The following is a 17,937-nucleotide window of genomic DNA, read 5'->3' on the forward strand; positions in this document are numbered from 1 at the left end:
GATCAAAAAGGGGAGCGTTGTGCCCCCCATCAATAAATCATTGTCACTAAGCGGTTACTGCGAATCGGTCAGCTCTTTATTCACCCAGTATTTCGAGCCAGAAACGTTCGCATCAACCAACAAGCCAGTGGTGTTTAGCTGATACACCGCCACGCCGCTGTTGAATTGCGCTGTCATCTCTTCGCCATCCTCACCAGCAACTAAAGAGGCTTCGCTCGATGCTTCCCAGCCTTCTTCGACAAAGGTGTTGAAGTCTTTTTCTTCCTCAAACAGCACGACTTGTTGGTAGAACTTACCGCCAACACCAAGGGCAACACCCGCGCCAAACATGTTCATGTAAGTGCGCTTATCCGTTGACTTGTTGACTGCAACACCAGAGCCGGAGTTGGTGTGGAACATCAGCGACAGTTTGCGTGAATCAAACACCGCATAGCCGTAAGCGTTGTCGTAAAGATCTTTTGCTTCTGGTTTCTCATTGAAGAGTTTTAGCAGGGTGCTATCCGCCATTAAATCGATCGCTTGGCGTGCTTCTTCAGGTGTATCGCCTTCCATCAATTCATCGATTTTCTTATCGGCATCGTCGATCCACTTTTTACTGGTCTCAATGCTGGCATCAGTCCATTCACCCGCAGTGTTGATCGCATCTTCAGACCAGTTAGTGAAATCTTGCCAAGCTTGTTTTGAGAACGCCTTGGTGTCATCCCAAGTGTCTTTTGCAGTATCAGAGACGGCGTCACCAAGGTCTGAGAGACTGTTAGAAATGTCGTCCCAATCTGCGTAAGCCGGAGAGGCGAGTAGCGTTAAAGCGGTAACAAGTGCAAGTGGCTTTTTCATAGGTCCATTCTTTTATGAAATCAGATTCTTTCATTCTAGGTGAAAAATCTCAGAGGGAAAATTAGCACGCCGTTTAGGTTGGGATTACCGTCACGAACTCACAGAGCTTGACATGATAGAAAAAGCCCTCAAACCGAGGCTTGAGGGCTTTGCATTACGAGTTGGGAAGGAGCGTATTACTTGCTCACTTTACCTAGCTTCAACCAAGTATCGATAACCGTATCTGGGTTCAATGACACAGAGCTGATGCCTTGTTCCATCAACCATTCCGCTAGGTCATCGTGGTCTGATGGGCCTTGGCCACAGATACCGACGTATTTGCCTGCTTTGGTTGCCGCATCGATGGCCATTTGCAGCATGGCTTTCACTGCTGGGTTGCGTTCATCGAATAGGTGAGCAACGTCGCCAGAGTCACGGTCAAGACCAAGCGTAAGCTGTGTCATGTCGTTTGAACCGATAGAGAAACCATCGAAGTACTTTAAGAACTCTTCAGCAAGTACAGCGTTTGACGGTAGCTCACACATCATGATGACTTTCAAACCTTGGTCGCCGCGGCGTAGGTCGAACTTAGCCAGTAGGTCGATAACCGATGCCGCTTCGCTCGGTGTACGAACGAATGGGATCATGATTTCAACGTTCTTCAGACCCATCTCGTTACGAACGCGTTTGATTGCTTGAGTTTCTAGCTCGAAACAGTCTTCAAACACTGGAGAAATGTAGCGAGACGCACCACGGAAGCCCAGCATTGGGTTCTCTTCATGTGGTTCGTAACCTTTACCGCCGACCAAGTTGCTGTACTCGTTCGATTTGAAATCAGACATACGAACGATCACGCGTTTTGGCCAGAATGCAGATGCGATAGTCGCAATGCCTTCGGTTAGCTTGCTAACGTAGAAATCGATTGGATCTTTGTAGCCACGGATACGCTCAGTGATTTCAGCTTTTAGCTCATCGCTTTGCGCATCAAAGTTCAGCAAGGCTTTCGGGTGAATACCAATCATCTTGTTGATGATGAATTCAAGACGCGCAAGACCCACACCTTCGTTTGGAATTTGAGCGAAGTCGAATGCACGGTCTGGGTTACCCACATTCATCATGACTTTGGTTGGAAGCAGCGGAAGCTCATCGACCGCAGAGCGTTTGATTTCGAAATCCAGCTCGCCTTGGTAAACGTAGCCCGTTTCACCTTCTGCACAAGACACAGTCACGGTCTCGCCGTCCGTCAGTTTGCTGGTGGCATCACCACAACCAACGATTGCAGGAATACCAAGCTCACGTGCTATGATCGCTGCGTGGCAAGTACGGCCGCCACGGTTAGTGACAATCGCAGAGGCTTTCTTCATTACTGGTTCCCAATCTGGGTCAGTCATGTCTGTCACCAGCACATCACCATCTTGTACCAATGACATTTGGTCTAGAGAGTCGACTAAGCGCACTGGGCCTTTGCCGATACGTTGACCAATCGCACGACCTTCAACCAAAACATCTGCTTTGTTGCTTAGCTCGTAACGCTCAATCACGTTTTGCTCGCTTTGAGAACATACTGTCTCTGGGCGTGCCTGTACGATGTAAAGTTTGCCGTCGATGCCATCTTTTGCCCACTCAATGTCCATAGGACGTTTGTAGTGCTTTTCGATGATCATCGCCTGTTTTGCTAGCTCTTTGATCTCTTCATCATTCAGAGAGAATGCGTTGCGCTCTTCTACTGACGTGTCGATGATCTCAACTTGCTTACCGATCTCTTGACGGTCTGAGTAGATCATTTTGATCTGCTTAGAGCCAAAGGTCTTTTTAACAATTGGGTGTTGACCTGCTTCTAGCATTGGCTTGTGAACGTAGAATTCATCAGGGTTAACCGCACCCTGAACCACCATTTCACCCAAGCCCCAAGAAGAGGTGATGAATACGACTTGGTCGAAGCCTGATTCCGTATCTAGGGTGAACATAACGCCAGAAGAGGCTTTGTCCGAGCGCACCATGCGTTGAATACCTGCCGATAGCGAAATGCCACGGTGGTTAAAGCCTTGGTGTACACGGTATGAAATTGCACGGTCATTGAACAAAGAAGCGTAAACGTGCTTGGTCGCTTCTAATACAGCATCAATGCCTTTTACGTTTAGGAACGTCTCTTGCTGACCAGCAAATGACGCGTCCGGTAGATCCTCTGCAGTTGCAGAAGAGCGAACGGCAACAGAAATCTCAGGATGATTGTCTGTCAGTTCTTTGTAGTTATCACGGATGTCTTGTTCAAGATCCGCAGGGAACGGGGCTTCTAATACCCATTGACGAATGGTGGCACCTGTCTTACGCAGGGCTTCTACATCCTCAACGTCCAGTTCATCAAGTAGTTGGTGAATACGCTCATCCAAACCTTCGTGGTCAAGGAATTGGTTAAACGCATACGAGGTTGTCGCAAAACCGTTTGGTACTGATACACCAACATTGGCTAGGTTAGAAACCATTTCGCCAAGTGAAGCATTTTTACCGCCGACTTTGTCGACATCATCCATGGATAGTCCATTGAACCAGAGGGTGTTCTTTTGCATGTCTTTCTCCAGAAACATTGCAGCTTTGTAGGGATTTATACCAACCTCGAGCAGCGGTTGAGCATCCTTGCAGGTCAATGTCATTGAAGACGCAGTATCGAGCTGACAAGCAGCCATTGTAGGTAAGGGGCGTTAACTACAACTTCCCAACTGGGGCTTAAACGAATTTTCCGACGCAAACATAGTTCAACACTTATCGTGGTTGATATGAAAGGCAAACGATTACGTCTTGGCTTAAAAAAACTCCGAAGAATTTTCAAAGCTGTGGGGCACGCAATTGCAAGCCAAACTCATTTATTAATATTATGTAAACCATCCTACTCAAATGAATTTTAAAAATTAAACTAAAATGCAAATAAATAGCCAAAGTCGTGATGTATTCTATGTTTCTGACGGAACGGCCATAACATGTGAGACGTTAGGGCATGTTGTTCTGGGTCAGTTTTCCTTCATTCCTAATGAAAAAACCTTTCCTTTTGTCGAAAGTGAAGACAAAGTCGCCGATGTCATCAAAGAAATCGAGATTTCCTACCAGCGTGATGGGATTAAGCCTTTGGTTTTCTTCTCGATTGTTGTGCCAGAAATTCGTGAAATGCTGCTAAAAGCCCCTGCTCATAGCTATGACGTGCTAGAAAGCATTGTGCAGAAGGTGCAAGACGACATTCAAATGGAACCACAACCGAAGATGCAGCGCTCACGTAGCGTAAGCAAAGATTCGGATACCTATTTCGACCGTATCGCTGCGATTGAATACACCTTGGCTCACGATGACGGCATCACACTTAAAGGCTTGGATGAGGCCGATATTATCCTTCTTGGTGTTTCTCGCAGTGGCAAAACCCCAACCAGTCTGTACATGGCGATGCAATTTGGTTTACGTGTCGTGAACTACCCGTTTATCGCCGAAGACGTCAAGATGATGCGTTTATTGCCGGAGTTTGAAATCCATCGCCATAAACTGTTTGGTTTAACCATCAACCCAGAACGGTTGAATGAAATCCGCGAGAATCGCTTGTCAGGCAGCGAATACGCCAGCACTGAGCAATGTAAGTTGGAGCTTGATACGGTAGAAGCACTGTTTAGAAGAGAAGCTATTCCTTACATCAACACGTCATCGCTGTCGGTAGAAGAGATCACTACCCGCATTCTTGAAAGAGCAGGGATGAAGCGTCGCTTGTTTGGCTAAGTTGCCCTTGTTTGCCTAAGTTACCAACGATAAATTACAAAAGAGGAGGCATCTGCGCCTCCTCTTTTTAATTAGCGGCTAGCTTTAACTCATCGAAAAGTTCGTGAACTGTTCGATTAGTAATGTTGGAACATCTTCTGAATGTCTTGGTAATTTTTGGTCTGTGTTAGCGATAGCATCAACAAAATACGAGCTTTCTGTGGGTTCAACGTACCAGATGCCACGAAACCGTATTTATCGTCGTCAATTTCAGCATCTAGGGTAGTAGAGCCGGTTGGCGTGCGAGAGCTGCGAACAACCATGATGCCATCTTTACTCGCTTTTTCTAACTCCTCAAATACGGTGTGGTACAAGTTACCATTGCCGACACCCGCACTGACGATGCCATCAAATTTCGCATCGACGAACGCTTTAACCGGTAAGCTCGACGCGTTGGCATAGTTATAAACGATACCGACTTGTGGCAACTTATCGAGCTTGGATACGTCGAAGGTTGTTTCAGTGGTGTGCTTACGTTCTGGGCTACGTTGGTACTTCGCATCGCTATTGTGAATGTAACCGAGCGGGCCAAAGTTCGGTGATTGGAAGGTGCTGACTGAGGTTGTGTTAGTTTTCGTTACGTCACGCGCATCAAAGATGGTGTCATTCATCGCAACCAAAACCCCTCGACCTTGAGAATCTTCATCCGTTGCGGTCACCACTGCGTTGTAGAGGTTAACTGGGCCGTCTGCACTCATTGCAGTAGAAGGACGCATTGCACCTACGATGACAACAGGCTTGTCACTCTTCACTGTTAAATCAAGGAAGTAGGCGGTCTCTTCGAGCGTGTCGGTACCGTGAGTAATCACAATGCCGTCAACATCATCTTGAGCGAGTAATTCGTTTACGCGTTTGGCTAACGTCAACCAGACTTCATCGTTCATGTCTTGAGAGCCGATGCTGACCACTTGCTCGCCAGAAATGTCGGCAATCTTAGTCATGCTAGGAACTGCATTGATCAGCGAATCCACTCCGACTTTACCTGCGGTGTAATTGGATTCCGTTGCTGATTGACCAGCGCCAGCGATAGTACCACCGGTTGCTAAGATCTTAATGTTTGGTAGGTCGGCATTGGCGAAGGACAAAGAACTCATGCACAAACCGAGCGTGATCGTACTTAGGCGGAGAAACTTTTTAGTCATAGGATTCACCTGTTTTTGGGTTAGATGTTGGGGGAAGCGATATCTATCCTAAAAACAGTGCGGTAGATTTTTTGAGCACAAGTTCACCAATTTGCAGATGAAAATCGTGATCAACTAATCAGTTAAAGAACATTAAATCAAGCGTTTAACTTAATCGACGTGCTTCATTAACAAGTGAGATCTTTCGGCAGTGTGTTTAACAATTGGTTAATTGTAAATTACTGATTTGTAAGTAAGGCAACGTCTGATGAGGGTTTTAAGGTAAGACTTGGCTGAACATCCATCGCTCAGCCAAGCACCAGAGGACTTTAAACTCAGTTTAGAGCGGGCGTGAGAGTTTGTAGCGTCGTTGCCTGTTTCGATTCCAAATATTCGAGAAAGTCAGGCTTCGGTATCGGCTTCGAGAAGTAGAAGCCTTGTATGTTGTAGAAACCGAGATCATGCAAAACATGTAATTGCGTTTGTTCTTCTACGCCTTCCACAATCACTGACATGTTCAGTGTTTGGGAAAGCGTGTGGATGGCTTCTAACAAAGGTTGAATGGTTTGTCCGTTACCTAAGTTGGTGACGAACACACGGTCGATTTTAATGATGTCAAACGGATACTGGCTGATGAAGTCCAGCCCCGAATAACCTGTGCCGAAGTCATCAACCGCAATACGAATGCCCAGAACGGCTAAGCGGTCGAGATGTTTACGAAGCACAGTAAGTTCGCCGCCACTAAAGATAGCCTCTTCGGTGATCTCAAACACCAAACGTTCGCTGATGAAGTAACGATACTTCAAACGAGACTCAACTTCTTCAATGAAATCCTCTCGTAAGATCAAAGAACGACTGACATTCACGCTGATGTAACGATCATGGAACGTTACCTTATTCGAGGCGATCATATTGATGGCTTTATCTAAAACGAGATAAGTGATCTGGTCGATCAAGCCAACTTTCTCTGCAAGAGGGATAAAGATACCTGGGGAAATAAAGCCTTGAACCGGATCGTTCCAGCGCACTAGGGATTCTCCACCAATCACAGACCCATCTCGTTGATCCACAATTGGCTGATAGTGCACACTCAAATTTCGACTTTTGATCGCTTGTGTAAGAGAGAATTCCAAACTGTTCTTAGCAAACTTCTTCGAAGTGAAGAATAGGCGAACCACAAGCGCAAACGCCATCACTAGCAATCCTAACCAAAGCTTGCTCACCAGAAACTGCAGATAGAACGCAAAGCCAATGCAAGAGTAAACCGTAAAAGGCAGCACATCTGAGGCGACTTCTTCCATGCGCAGAGGTTGTTTATCGCTCGGGCTCCTTACTGTTCTCCCAATGACATCAATCCGATAGTCCATGTCCCCAAAGCGAAAGATGTCAGCAACGAGGGTCTCTAATGACTCCTTAGGAAAAACCACACTAATGCCTCTGCCTTCTTGTTTCGTGAAAAACAGAATCAGTGCTTGGTCCGGAGTTAATGCGCTTTTGGTGTAGGAGAGGGTGGCGTGTACATCGCTATCGCCAAGACGTTTTAAGATGGTTTTGTAAATAAAAAAAGATGGGCTGCGTTCGCTACTGGTACACAACACTTGACCATCGCTGTCGAACGTCGCGATATCTTTAGCCATTCCCAAGCTGAAGATACTCGCTCTCAGGTCATGTATCAAATCATTGCAGGCTTTTAGAAAAAATGCGTCATCAAGCAAGTAGGTGAGATCATTCACATTGTCTCGAAACTCATTCTCGATAGACACCACCGCTTGTTCGGTGAGCTTTTTATGATGTTGGTTCGCAAGAGGGATGAAAGCCAACATGGTGAAAGTGAAAGAAAGAACACCGACCACACCCAATTTGATGTTGTTTGTCCATCTTTTGGAGGCGTTTTTGAAGAATTTATTGGTCACAGATATCAGTAGCGCAAGCAAGTAATGACATAAAACTATATTAAGCGTCTCATATTTAGGAAATGTTCAGCGCAAACTGTGAAGATGATCTTATAAAATAACGATAAGTTACTATTTTAAAATAAAAAATGAGTCTTACTATCACATAATTGTGATAAATAAGCGTTCAAAATTTATTCACCCTAAAGGGGTATGTAGAGTAAAGTTTGTCGGTAATCTAATTCTGCAAAAACTTGTTCAAAGTGTCGTTGAAACACGCATTTTCCACCCCTGCCTCTGACAATATCTTAACGAAGTGTTTCAAGACTTCGTTTAATTTATTTGTAGCAAACGATTTCGTTGTACGTGATGCAATAAACAAGAGGTTAGGGATATGATTGCGAAAACTTTCTCGATTGAAGTGACTTGCCCAAGTTGTGGTGAGCTTCATACTAAAAAATCTAGAGATTGGTTTATCGATAAAAGTACGCCGTTTTTAACCGGTGAAGGTTACGACTTTTACTGCGGATGTGGGCAAGAAGTTGAGTTCTCTTTGCTGTCTCAGCAACACGGCTCTGTGGTGAGGCCGTTGGAAGAATTAGCGTTCTGACGCTCGTTAAAACATAGAACAGTACTTGTTTTAACAAAGTATAAAGTGCATAAAAAAAGCGGCTTTACCCCGGAAAAGATAAAAGCCGCTTGCCAATAGACGTACTACTTAAGTCTTAGCGCATAATCATTTGTTCACGACCAGGACCAACCGATACCATTTTCACTGGTACACCCATTAGTTCTTCAATACGTAGAACGTATTTTTGTGCCGCAACTGGTAGCTCTTCGAATTTACGACAACCAGTAATGTCTTCGCTCCAGCTTTCCATCTTCTCGTAGATTGGTGCTAGTGCAGCCGTTTGAGGCCAAATTGGGTTTTCGCTGTGCTCGCCTTCGTAACCAACACAAATTTTTAGATCTTTAAGACCAGTCAGGCAGTCTACTTTGGTCAGTGCGATTTCAGTCGCTGCTTGAAGCTCAACGCCGTTCTTAGTCGCTACTGCATCAAAGTAACCCATGTCACGTGGACGACCTGTTGTTGCGCCGAATTCACCTGCAAGTTCACGGAATGCATCTTGCTCTTCCATTGCAGTGATTAGCGTACCAGTACCTACTGATGAGCTGAACGCTTTAGCTACTGCAATAACGCGCTCTGGACGTAGAGCAGGAAGACCACTACCGATACCAGCATACATAGACACAACGTTTGAAGATGTTGTCCATGGGTACTCACCGTAAACTAGGTCACGGCCCGCACCTAGCTGTGCTTCGAACAGTAGAGTTTGGTCTTTTGCTTGCAGCTCTTTTAGCGGCAGCGTTACGTTGCAGATAGCATCACGCCAAGGTGCAGACACTTCTAACAACCAGTTCGCCATTTCTTCAGCGGTTTGCTCGAATTCGAACGTTGGGTAAAGGGCACGTAGTTGTGGTAGTTTCCAGTCCATCCAGAATTTGATGCGTTCTACTAGAACTTCTGGTTGTTTCAACCAACCAACTAGGATGCCTTTTTTCATCACACGGTCGCCGTATGCAGGTGCAATACCTTGACGAGTTGAACCGTATGCTTTGTCGCCTAAGCGTTGTTCTTCTAGCGTATCTTCTAGTGCGTGTAGAGGTAGACATAGTGTTGCGCGATCAGAGATGCACATGTTCACTTTAACGCCCGCTTCCGCGACTTCCGCAATCTCCTCAGACAGCGACGCAGGGCTGATAACCATACCCGGACCTAAAACTGCCAAACAGTCAGGGTTGAAAACGCCACTTGGTAGCTGGTGCAGCTTGAACGTACCTAGGTCGTTAACTACGGTGTGACCCGCGTTGTTACCACCTTGGAAACGAATGCTTGCAGAAGCTTGCTCTGCCAAAAAGTCAACGATGCGGCCTTTGCCTTCATCACCCCAGTTTGCACCCACAACAACGATAGACGACATAATTCATTCTCCAAAAACAGACCGGAAAATCTTAGGATGCTCGCATGAATAAGAGAAATTAATTATACTCATTAACTTGATAAGAAAGTCATATCGGGTAATTTTCTATGTTGGATTTGAATTGGTTACGTACGTTTGTCACCTTGGCAGAAGTAAAACATTTCGGAAAAACAGCGATTGAACTGCACATGACGCAGCCAAATGTCAGTCTTCACATCAAGCAGCTAGAACAAGCCACTCGTACCAAGTTGATTGAACGCAACCCAGTACAACTGACTCAGGCCGGTAAGCGATTATTAGACACTGCCGAGCACATGTTGAATGAGCTGCAAATCTGCCAGTCCGATCTCAATGCCATTAATGACTTAACGCAAGGAACGCTCTCGATTGCGGCGAGTGACATTGTCTCGCGCCTGTTACTTATCAAGCCATTCCAACAATTCAAAAACGAATATCCTGGTATCGACTTAGCACTGTTTAACACCACCTCATCGCAAGCGGTGGATTTGGTAAAAAGTGCTCGTGCTGACATCGGTTTTGTCATTGCACAGAAAGAGAGTCAACCACTGCACTTTACATCGCTGACCCAGATTCATTGGTGTGCTTTCGGCGATAACATCTTCGATTGGCGAGATAACAGCGAAGAGAACCAAACACTGATCTTGCTCGGTCACGATACCCGAACGCGTGAACTGATTGACGCGTCTTTGCCAGAGCTAAACCTGCCAAAACATAGAGTCATGGAAGTAGGCAGTGTAGAGGCACAAATTGATTGGGCAGAAGCCGGATTCGGAACCGCAATTGTGCCGGACTTCTCACTCGATCCAAGATTGAAACTCTCACGAAAAGTGACGCCGTTACCCAGCTTCCCCAACACCGATTTTGGCTATATTGTTCGCCAAAACCAAGTGCTGTCTAAAGCCGCAAAACAACTCCTAAAATGGGTAGCTGAGAATGTGTCTGTAGTGGGGTAATCCCTAATAAAGCTCTTCGAAAGTAAGCGCATTTAGGTCGCAAACACTATAGATTTCATTGGTGACTGGTTCCGTTTGTGTTGTCGGATAAGTGAAGACTTTGAGTGGGGCGTCCAATTTACAGGTCAAGCTTTCAAGAGAAATGAACAGAAGGGGAGAAGGGTGAAATGAGTGTACCTTTGATTGCCATATCGTCACTTCATCACCTTGAAACTCGGTACTCAGATCCAGCTTCACTCGAATATCTTGCAAAGAATGTTGTTGGTGTTTGGAATCTAATAGTACAGCTTCAAAAACAAAGTGTCCTTCGGCATCAGATTGCGTCAAGTCGGATACAACACCGTTGAAAACAATCGTTCTTTCTATGTTGATGCCCTCGACGGGCTTGCCATTTAAACGCAGATAGCCAGATATATAAGGGCTTAAGACACCTTTCATTTCTCATGTCACCTCTCGCTGAAATATAAAAGGTGTCAGAATCTTTAAAGTCTATTGAGTGAGCAAGCATAAACCTCGTATTTTCGACCAAAATCACCACGCTTTGAAAACGATTAGGTTTTCTCGATGAAAAAATGAGGCGAGCTGTTTATCATAGGTGACGAAATTAACCATGCCACTATTGTGATGACTGACAACATTATCTCCATCCCTCTACCATCTTTGATTCACCGAATTGGTGGCGATCACGCTAAGCGAGCTAAAGCAATAGCGGCTGAGAAGAAGTGCGAAATGAAGCGCATACGACGCTCGCGTAATTGGCAAATTGCTGGTGAGGCTTTGGATTTGAAAGCATTTCTCGATCATATCAAAGCAGAAGAGTCTGAGCCGATGCGATTTGTGATAAACAAAATGGAAATTGGTCTCGCTAAGCACAGCGATAAGCTTGAACCTTTGGAACCCAAGCTGATTCGATTGGTCTTGGAGAATCCAAACATTACCTTGGCGGAGCTAATGTCGGAAACCAACTGTACCATCGCCCAAGCTCGAACGGCGCGTTTCGACGCAGAGATGCTATAAGCCTGAAAGTTCCTTCTCTTATTCCCTGTCTATACTGGTAAGCGATTGATTATCAAACATCGGATAACATAGAGAGGGAAGGTTATGAAGCTGATATTGAAACTGTTGAGTGTGTTCTTCATTTGGGGGAGTTTGACGCTTCCTGCTTTCGCTCTTGATCCTGTTTATAGCGACTTTCTCGGTAAAGCGATTCGTGGTTATGACCCTGTCGCCTACTTCACTCAATCAAAGCCAGTCAAAGGTGACAGCGATTTTACTTACCGTTGGAATGACGCCAAATGGTACTTTTCATCGGCTGAAAATCGGGATGCATTCGTGAAAAATCCTGAGAAATTTGCACCGCAATATGGCGGCTATTGTGCTTGGGCAGTGAGCAAAGGCTATACCGCCAAGATAGACCCCAATGCGTGGAATATTCACGATGGAAAGCTCTACCTAAACTACAGCAAATCCGTTCAAGCCTCTTGGCAACAAGACATTCCGGGTAACATTGCGAGCGGGGATAAAAACTGGCCGAAGTTACTTGCAGAATAACGAAGTCCGATAAGATAAAAGGTCGCTATTACAGCGACCTTTTTTGATTGTGGGGAATCTTTAGAGTTACGGTAGCAACAACATTTTTCCCATCACCGAACCACTTTCGATTTTATCGTGTGCTTGCGCCGCTTCGGACAACGGCAGAGTGGTAAACACAGGTTTAATTTTGCCTTGCTCTAGGAGTTCGTAAAGCGCTTCTAAAGCAGACTTCAATAGTGGATAGTTATTGAAGTAAGTGGCGTAGATTTCTGAGTAAGTAATGGTTGGTGCTTTGATAAAGTGTTTAATTGCCTCGGCTTGCAAGTTCGTATCCCCAATACCAGCTAGAATTCCGAATATGACTACGTGGCCAAGTGGTGCCAATACTTCTAAGTCTTCGACAATTGTGTCGCCTGCTACCGGGTTAAAGATGTAATCCACACCTCTCCCATCTGTGACCTCTTTTACCGAAGTCACCCAGTCTGTATTTAAAGTGAAGGCGAAATCAGCTCCAAGCTTGATGGCATTTTCTGCTTTATGCTCTCTTCGCTCCAAAGCGATAACGTTTAGACCTGCTAGCTTAGCTAACTGAATTAGGGCTGTGCCTACACCGCCGGATGCAGCGTAAACGAGCGCCGTTTTGCCCTCTTCGACGCGAGCAACATTGTGCAGCATATGGAACGCAGTCCCATAGTTTACTGGTATTACGGCTGCTTCTTGAAGATCAATGCTGTCTGGTATAACAATTAATTTATCTGCACTAACGGCAGTAAATTCTGCATATGTTGCCGAACCAATAGTACCAAGAAACGCTACTTTGGTTCCTTCGACGAGTTCTGTATTGTTTGAATCGACAACAACACCGCTAGCCTCAACACCAGAAACAATTGGAAGTTCAGGCATTAATCCAGGTGGCATTTTCCCTTCTCTAATTATCGTATCAATCAAGTTAACTGGAGCGGCATGAATGCGAACCAAAACTTGTCCTTCTTTCAATGTTGGTTGTGCTACGTCTTGGTAAACCAGTTTGTCGCTGCCGCCTGTTTGAGTCAGTAATACTGCTTTCATGATGTTATCCTCGTGATTCGATTAATGGGCGTTTGCCGTGTCTGTGAATCAAATACTAGACGCTTGCGCTGAGAGAAAAAATTGGCGATATTGAGTATCACTATTCCAAAAATGGGATAATAGAAATTCATACTCGCTAAAAGGAGTTGTGCGTGAAACGAGTGTTGGATGATTTGCAGGTATTTTGCACCGTGGTAGAAGAGGGCAGTTTAAAGCGCGCTTCTGAGCGGTTAGAGATTCCTCACAGTACGGTAAGTCGACGTATTGAAGCGCTAGAAAACAACTTGGGTTTAGTGCTGCTTCATCGCACCACCCGTGAAGTCAAAGTGTCTACTCGAGGTGAAGAGCTTTATCAAAACTGTTCGGCTCTGCTTGGGACGATTCGCCAGTCGATAGATTTTGCGGTGGATTCTGAAGTTGCCTTCAAGGGGAAGTTGAATGTGTCGATGCCCGTTCGTGCTGGCATTGATTTTCTTGGGGCGTGGCTTATCGATTTTGCAGCAGAGCACCCCGATCTTCAGCTTGATGTTTCTCTGTCGAACGACAATAAGCATCTGATTAAAGATGACATCGATTTAGCATTCCGAGTCGGCCCACTTGTCGATTCATCTGCAATCGCATTGCATTTATGGGATATTCCATACGTCGTTTGTGCCCACCGTGATTACGTTGAAAACCATCAATTGAGTGAACTCACTCTTTCCATCGAACAGTTGGAATCACTGCCGGGAGTGATAACTCGTCCTGCAATGAACTGGATGTTTGTGAACAAGCAATTTGAAGACGTCGCTGTATCGCCACAGCAAGGTTTGACGGTGGATGATCTTGGTTTGGCGTATCACGCGATTCAGTCGGGCAAATATATGGGTATGTTGCCAGTGTCTATGGTAAAGGATGCAAACATCGTGACGTTACAAATTGAAAACTTAGAGCCTCGTAAGCGTGTTATGTACGCGTACTATTTAGGACGCAGACACGCGCAGAGCCAGATAAAGCACATCGTCGATTACATTCGACAACGCTATCAAGAGAGCGAATAGCAAACACAAAAAAGCCGCGGTGATCGCGGCTCTTTCATTTTGGGTTCCACGAAGTGGAGCATTACCACATCAGATCGTCTGGTACGACGAAATCTGCGTACGGGTCATCTTCTGCCGGAATGTCTGCTTCTGGTTCTTTCTGTTCGATGATCACTGATTCATCGCGTTGAGCAATCTTGTTTGCTACACCACGTGGGATGACAACGTAGCTTTCACCAACAATCGCGATTGCCAAGATGCCTTTGATAAGCTGTTCGCGGATCTCTGACTCAACGTACAGAGATTTCACTAGCGTGTCGTGTGTGAAGTTGTATTTGATGTCTCCATCTTTCAAATCAACCTTGTTCATTTCAATCAGTTGGTTGATTTGCGCTTTGATTTCTTTGTTCAAGCGTTCTGCGTTTTGTTGCTCGCTCAATTGCTTGTCTCGCTCTAACTGCTGACGTTTGTTCTCTTCAACCGCCGTTTTTACTTCGCGAGCTTGAACGCGTGATTTTTTAGAGCCTTTTTTCGCTTTCTTCAGTTTTTTCTCGTTAACCAAGCCTGCTTTTAGCATCTGCTCTTGAAGGGTAAGTTTTGCCATGATCTATCCAGTTAGTGCGCAATTTTGTGCATTTTAACCAGTCATCCGCCGCAAAGAAAGAGGGTTAAACATACGCCGGGATATGACTCGGCGCTTTGTTGAGCAAAAAAACAAAAAATAAATCGAGAAAGTGTGCGTCTTATTGCAACTTCCAGCGTCTTAAGTACATTAGGCGAAAAATTTTGAAGCAAAACCATGATTACCTCAGACAAAAAAACCATCCCGCAACAAGTGATTGAAGAAGCTTGTGAGTGGGCAATTATGCACGGCGTGGCGTTTCGCCAAGCAGATAACACCGCAAGACACTGTCCTTTTAGTTTTGCGCCAATGACGATAGAGCGCGATGTGTTCGCACATTTGAAGAAAGTGACGCCGTTGATCGCCAAGCTGATCAGTCATGTGTCTGAGGATTATGAATTCCTGCAAACCTCTTTGGTCGAGCTAGGCAAAGCCGATACTTTCTTTGAGCGTTTATTGGAACTGCATAAAGAGGTTCACCATGAAGCTGCACGCCAACCCCTGCTGTTAATGCGCACCGACTTTATGGATGATCGTCAACACGGTGCTAAAGTCATCGAGTTTAATGGCATTGCGGCTGGGATGGCGCCTTTTGGTCAGCGTGCCACAGAGCTGCATCAATTTTTGAGCTCTCAGTGGGGCAGTGTTTACCAACAATGGTTAGAAGATAAAACGGCAACGCCAGTCGATAACCAAGGCATGCAGCAACTTGCGCTTGGCATTGCTACTGCCGCGAGAAAAGTCAAAGCGCATTTTAATGAAGAAGGCGCACCGACGTTTCTGATGGTGGTGCAGAAAAACGAAGACAACGTGTATGACCAACACTTACTCGAAGTGGAATTGCAGAAGCTTGGGGTTCGCACGGTAAGGCGTACCTTTGAACAGTTAAGTTCACAGTTATCGAGCGGTGACAATCAACTCCTCTTGCTAAAAAACATTGGCGGTCTTGACGTTGTGTACTTACGTGCTGGTTATCAATATATGGACTACTTCTCGCCAGAGCTAAATGAACCAATCTGTTGCCATACCTTGAGCCAGACTCGTTTGTTCATGGAAAAGCACTACGTAGCGATGAATGCGACCATCAGCCAACAGTTAGCGACCAGCAAATCAATGCAAATGTTGTTAACCATGATGCCGGCAAGTGAGTATCAGCGCTGGGGACTCAATATTGAAGAAGCCCAGTTGGTCAAAAGCGTATTGGCAGAGATGAAGCCAATTAACACTGACACGATTAAATGGTTTGCTGCTTCTGGTAACAAAGACGAATGGGTATTGAAGAACCAAGGTGAGGGCGGTGGTCACTGTATCTTTGGTGACGATATCGCGAAACAACTGAGTCGACTGCCACAAGAGCAATACAGTGCTTGGGCTTTGATGCAGCGTTTGTATCCACATGAAAGAGAAATACCGACGATCGCAGTGCGTGATGCAAAGCAGAGCGTGGTGACGGACCTTGTGAGTGAAATTGGTTTATTCACGGCGCACTATCAAGGTGAACCCGTAACACAATTGGATGGCTACGCGGGCTATTTGATTCGCAGTAAACCAGCCAGTGAAAACGAAGGTGGCATCCACAGCGGCAAAGGGATCTTAGATTCTTTAGTGCTGGTGGATTAAAAAGAAACACTCTCCATGAGTAAAGTATGGAGAGTGTTTTTATTTGTGGATTAGTTGGTTACATGTGGCCCATACCGTGGAACATCCCTCCGAAAAGCGCCCCTAAGATACTGAAAATAATACCTAGAATGATCATCGCAGGGATTGAAGCAATAGCGAACTTGACCATAAAGATCACCATCGACATAAATGGCATCTTAATATCAACAACCGTCACTTCTTGTTTTGTATTTTCATCAGACACGAGCGTTCTCCTAAATTTGCATTCTGAATATGCAGCCAGTTTATTACACTCAAACTTAAGAAAACGTTGAGCTGTGTTGCGCTTTTCCTTTTATGGGATAGCAACTGATTAATCTGAGAAATACGGCACGCTATGAATCGCTATCACAAGTGGGTAAAGCCTCTCAACCAAGCGCTGGGTAATCTGTATAGCCGTGTTCACTGCCACCAAATAGTGTCGAGCCATCCAGTTCAGCCAGAGGTTGTTGGTGCTGTAAGCGCGCCACCAAATCTGGGTTAGACACAAACGGGCGTCCAAATGCCACCAAATCCGCATAGCCTTTCTCAAGTACCTCGTCAGCACGCTCTTGGGTGTAACTGCCAGCGACGATAATCGTGTTGGTGAAGTATTCGCGCAGTTCGGTGCGGAAGCTTTCTGGAATCACTGGTGCGTCGTCCCAATCCGCTTCAGACAGGTGCAAGTACGCAATATCACGAGCTTGAAGTTGTTTCGATGCATCGAGAATGGTCGGAACAATGTCAGGGCAGTTCATGTCCTTGAAAGTGATAAATGGCGCGAGTCGTACTCCTACTTTGTTGGCACCAATGGCTTCGCTCACCGCATCGACCACTTCTAACAAAAAGCGAAGTCGGTTTTCGCGAGTACCGCCGTAGTTGTCGGTTCTGTGGTTTGAATTGGTACGCAGGAACTGGTCAATCAGGTAGCCATTACCGCCGTGAATTTCTACTCCATCGAAGCCTGCTTCAATCGCACGTTTCGCGGCATAGGCAAAATCACTCACAACGCGGTCAATATCGGCTTGAGTCATGGCTCGGGGCTCTACACAATCGACCATGTTGCCATTGCCTTGTTCGTCGGCAATCCACACTTGGGTTTCTACTGGCTTTAGTGCCGATGGAGCAATAGGCTGTTCGCCTTTTTGGAATGTCGGGTGTGATACGCGACCAACGTGCCATAACTGGCAAAACATCGCTGCGCCTTGCTCTTTCGCTGCTTGAGTGACGGTTTTCCAGCCTGCCACTTGTTCATCAGTGTAGACGCCTGGTGTGAACGAGTAACCTTGCGAATCGTCTGAAATCTGGGTGGCTTCAGAGATGATTAAGCCTGCGCTAGCGCGCTGCTTGTAGTAAGTCGCCATCATTTGGTTCGGAATGTTTTCCGGTTGGCTGGTGCGCGCTCGGGTCATTGGTGCCATGACTACACGGTTTTGTAGATCCAGTTGTTTTAGCTGTGCTGGTTCAAATAGCTTGCTCATGA

At 45.7% G+C, this 17,937-nt stretch carries 17 protein-coding genes; 7 read left to right on the forward strand and 10 right to left on the reverse strand.

Annotation, left to right across the window (positions count from 1 at the left end; all coding sequences use genetic code 11):
• Positions 1-54: 54 nt before the first annotated feature.
• Both H735_RS13725 and ppsA read right to left on the reverse strand, forming a co-directional pair.
• Positions 55-834 carry a lipid-binding SYLF domain-containing protein gene (locus tag H735_RS13725; protein ID WP_005429616.1) on the reverse strand — a complete coding sequence of 260 codons (780 nt, stop codon included), beginning with the start codon at positions 832-834 and terminating at the stop codon, positions 55-57.
• A 176-nt stretch (positions 835-1,010) separates the two neighbouring features.
• A complete protein-coding gene (ppsA, locus tag H735_RS13730) occupies positions 1,011-3,380 on the reverse strand; it encodes a phosphoenolpyruvate synthase (RefSeq protein ID WP_027726571.1) in 2,370 nt (789 codons plus the stop codon).
• A gap of 349 nt (positions 3,381-3,729) precedes the next feature.
• Between ppsA and ppsR the strand changes: the two genes are divergently transcribed.
• Complete coding sequence (gene ppsR / locus H735_RS13735) at positions 3,730-4,566, forward strand: posphoenolpyruvate synthetase regulatory kinase/phosphorylase PpsR (protein ID WP_005439262.1); 837 nt, start codon at positions 3,730-3,732, stop codon at positions 4,564-4,566.
• A gap of 116 nt (positions 4,567-4,682) precedes the next feature.
• On the opposite strand, the gene ansB is transcribed toward ppsR, so the two are convergent.
• The gene (gene ansB / locus H735_RS13740; protein WP_020194659.1) at positions 4,683-5,747 is read right to left on the reverse strand and encodes an L-asparaginase 2; all 1,065 of its coding nucleotides are present in this window, start codon (positions 5,745-5,747) and stop codon (positions 4,683-4,685) included.
• A gap of 314 nt (positions 5,748-6,061) precedes the next feature.
• Positions 6,062-7,549, reverse strand: coding sequence for an EAL domain-containing protein (locus H735_RS13745; protein WP_042980039.1), 1,488 nt, complete (start codon positions 7,547-7,549; stop codon positions 6,062-6,064).
• A gap of 463 nt (positions 7,550-8,012) precedes the next feature.
• Between H735_RS13745 and H735_RS13750 the strand changes: the two genes are divergently transcribed.
• Positions 8,013-8,228 (forward strand): hypothetical protein, encoded by a 216-nt coding sequence (locus H735_RS13750; protein WP_005439254.1) that lies wholly within the window; start codon positions 8,013-8,015, stop codon positions 8,226-8,228.
• A gap of 115 nt (positions 8,229-8,343) precedes the next feature.
• Here H735_RS13750 and H735_RS13755 read toward each other — a convergent pair whose 3' ends face one another.
• Positions 8,344-9,600: an adenylosuccinate synthase gene (locus tag H735_RS13755; protein ID WP_005439252.1), complete on the reverse strand. Its 1,257-nt coding sequence runs from the start codon at positions 9,598-9,600 to the stop codon at positions 8,344-8,346.
• A 107-nt stretch (positions 9,601-9,707) separates the two neighbouring features.
• Here H735_RS13755 and H735_RS13760 point away from each other — a divergent pair, with 107 nt between their 5' ends.
• Positions 9,708-10,574, forward strand: coding sequence for a LysR family transcriptional regulator (locus tag H735_RS13760; RefSeq protein WP_009706318.1), 867 nt, complete (start codon positions 9,708-9,710; stop codon positions 10,572-10,574).
• Positions 10,575-10,577: 3 nt separating this feature from the next.
• Here H735_RS13760 and H735_RS13765 read toward each other — a convergent pair whose 3' ends face one another.
• Positions 10,578-11,012 carry a DUF6795 domain-containing protein gene (locus H735_RS13765; RefSeq protein ID WP_020194661.1) on the reverse strand — a complete coding sequence of 145 codons (435 nt, stop codon included), beginning with the start codon at positions 11,010-11,012 and terminating at the stop codon, positions 10,578-10,580.
• A gap of 186 nt (positions 11,013-11,198) precedes the next feature.
• Here H735_RS13765 and H735_RS13770 point away from each other — a divergent pair, with 186 nt between their 5' ends.
• Both H735_RS13770 and H735_RS13775 read left to right on the forward strand, forming a co-directional pair.
• Positions 11,199-11,591, forward strand: coding sequence for a ribosome recycling factor family protein (locus tag H735_RS13770; protein WP_020194662.1), 393 nt, complete (start codon positions 11,199-11,201; stop codon positions 11,589-11,591).
• A gap of 84 nt (positions 11,592-11,675) precedes the next feature.
• A complete protein-coding gene (locus tag H735_RS13775) occupies positions 11,676-12,125 on the forward strand; it encodes a YHS domain-containing (seleno)protein (protein WP_020194663.1) in 450 nt (149 codons plus the stop codon).
• 66 nt (positions 12,126-12,191) lie between these two features.
• Here the strand turns inward: H735_RS13775 and H735_RS13780 are convergent, their stop codons facing one another.
• A complete protein-coding gene (locus H735_RS13780; protein ID WP_020194664.1) occupies positions 12,192-13,175 on the reverse strand; it encodes a quinone oxidoreductase family protein in 984 nt (327 codons plus the stop codon).
• A 152-nt stretch (positions 13,176-13,327) separates the two neighbouring features.
• On the opposite strand from H735_RS13780, the gene H735_RS13785 reads away from it, so the two are divergent.
• Entirely contained in the window at positions 13,328-14,215 is an 888-nt protein-coding gene (locus H735_RS13785) for a LysR family transcriptional regulator (protein ID WP_020194665.1), read from the forward strand.
• Between the two features lie 61 nt (positions 14,216-14,276).
• Here the strand turns inward: H735_RS13785 and H735_RS13790 are convergent, their stop codons facing one another.
• Positions 14,277-14,798, reverse strand: a complete 522-nt coding sequence (locus H735_RS13790) for a DUF2058 domain-containing protein (protein WP_020194666.1) — start codon at positions 14,796-14,798, stop codon at positions 14,277-14,279.
• 195 nt (positions 14,799-14,993) lie between these two features.
• Here H735_RS13790 and H735_RS13795 point away from each other — a divergent pair, with 195 nt between their 5' ends.
• Positions 14,994-16,436, forward strand: coding sequence for a glutathione synthase (locus tag H735_RS13795; protein WP_020194667.1), 1,443 nt, complete (start codon positions 14,994-14,996; stop codon positions 16,434-16,436).
• Positions 16,437-16,494: 58 nt separating this feature from the next.
• On the opposite strand, the gene H735_RS13800 is transcribed toward H735_RS13795, so the two are convergent.
• Both H735_RS13800 and H735_RS13805 read right to left on the reverse strand, forming a co-directional pair.
• Complete coding sequence (locus H735_RS13800) at positions 16,495-16,680, reverse strand: hypothetical protein (RefSeq protein WP_020194668.1); 186 nt, start codon at positions 16,678-16,680, stop codon at positions 16,495-16,497.
• A 163-nt stretch (positions 16,681-16,843) separates the two neighbouring features.
• A complete protein-coding gene (locus H735_RS13805) occupies positions 16,844-17,935 on the reverse strand; it encodes an alkene reductase (protein ID WP_020194669.1) in 1,092 nt (363 codons plus the stop codon).
• Between the last annotated feature and the right edge of the window lie 2 nt (positions 17,936-17,937).

The organism is Vibrio owensii CAIM 1854 = LMG 25443 (assembly GCF_000817815.1).
GTDB classification, from domain to species: Bacteria; Pseudomonadota; Gammaproteobacteria; order Enterobacterales; family Vibrionaceae; genus Vibrio; species Vibrio owensii.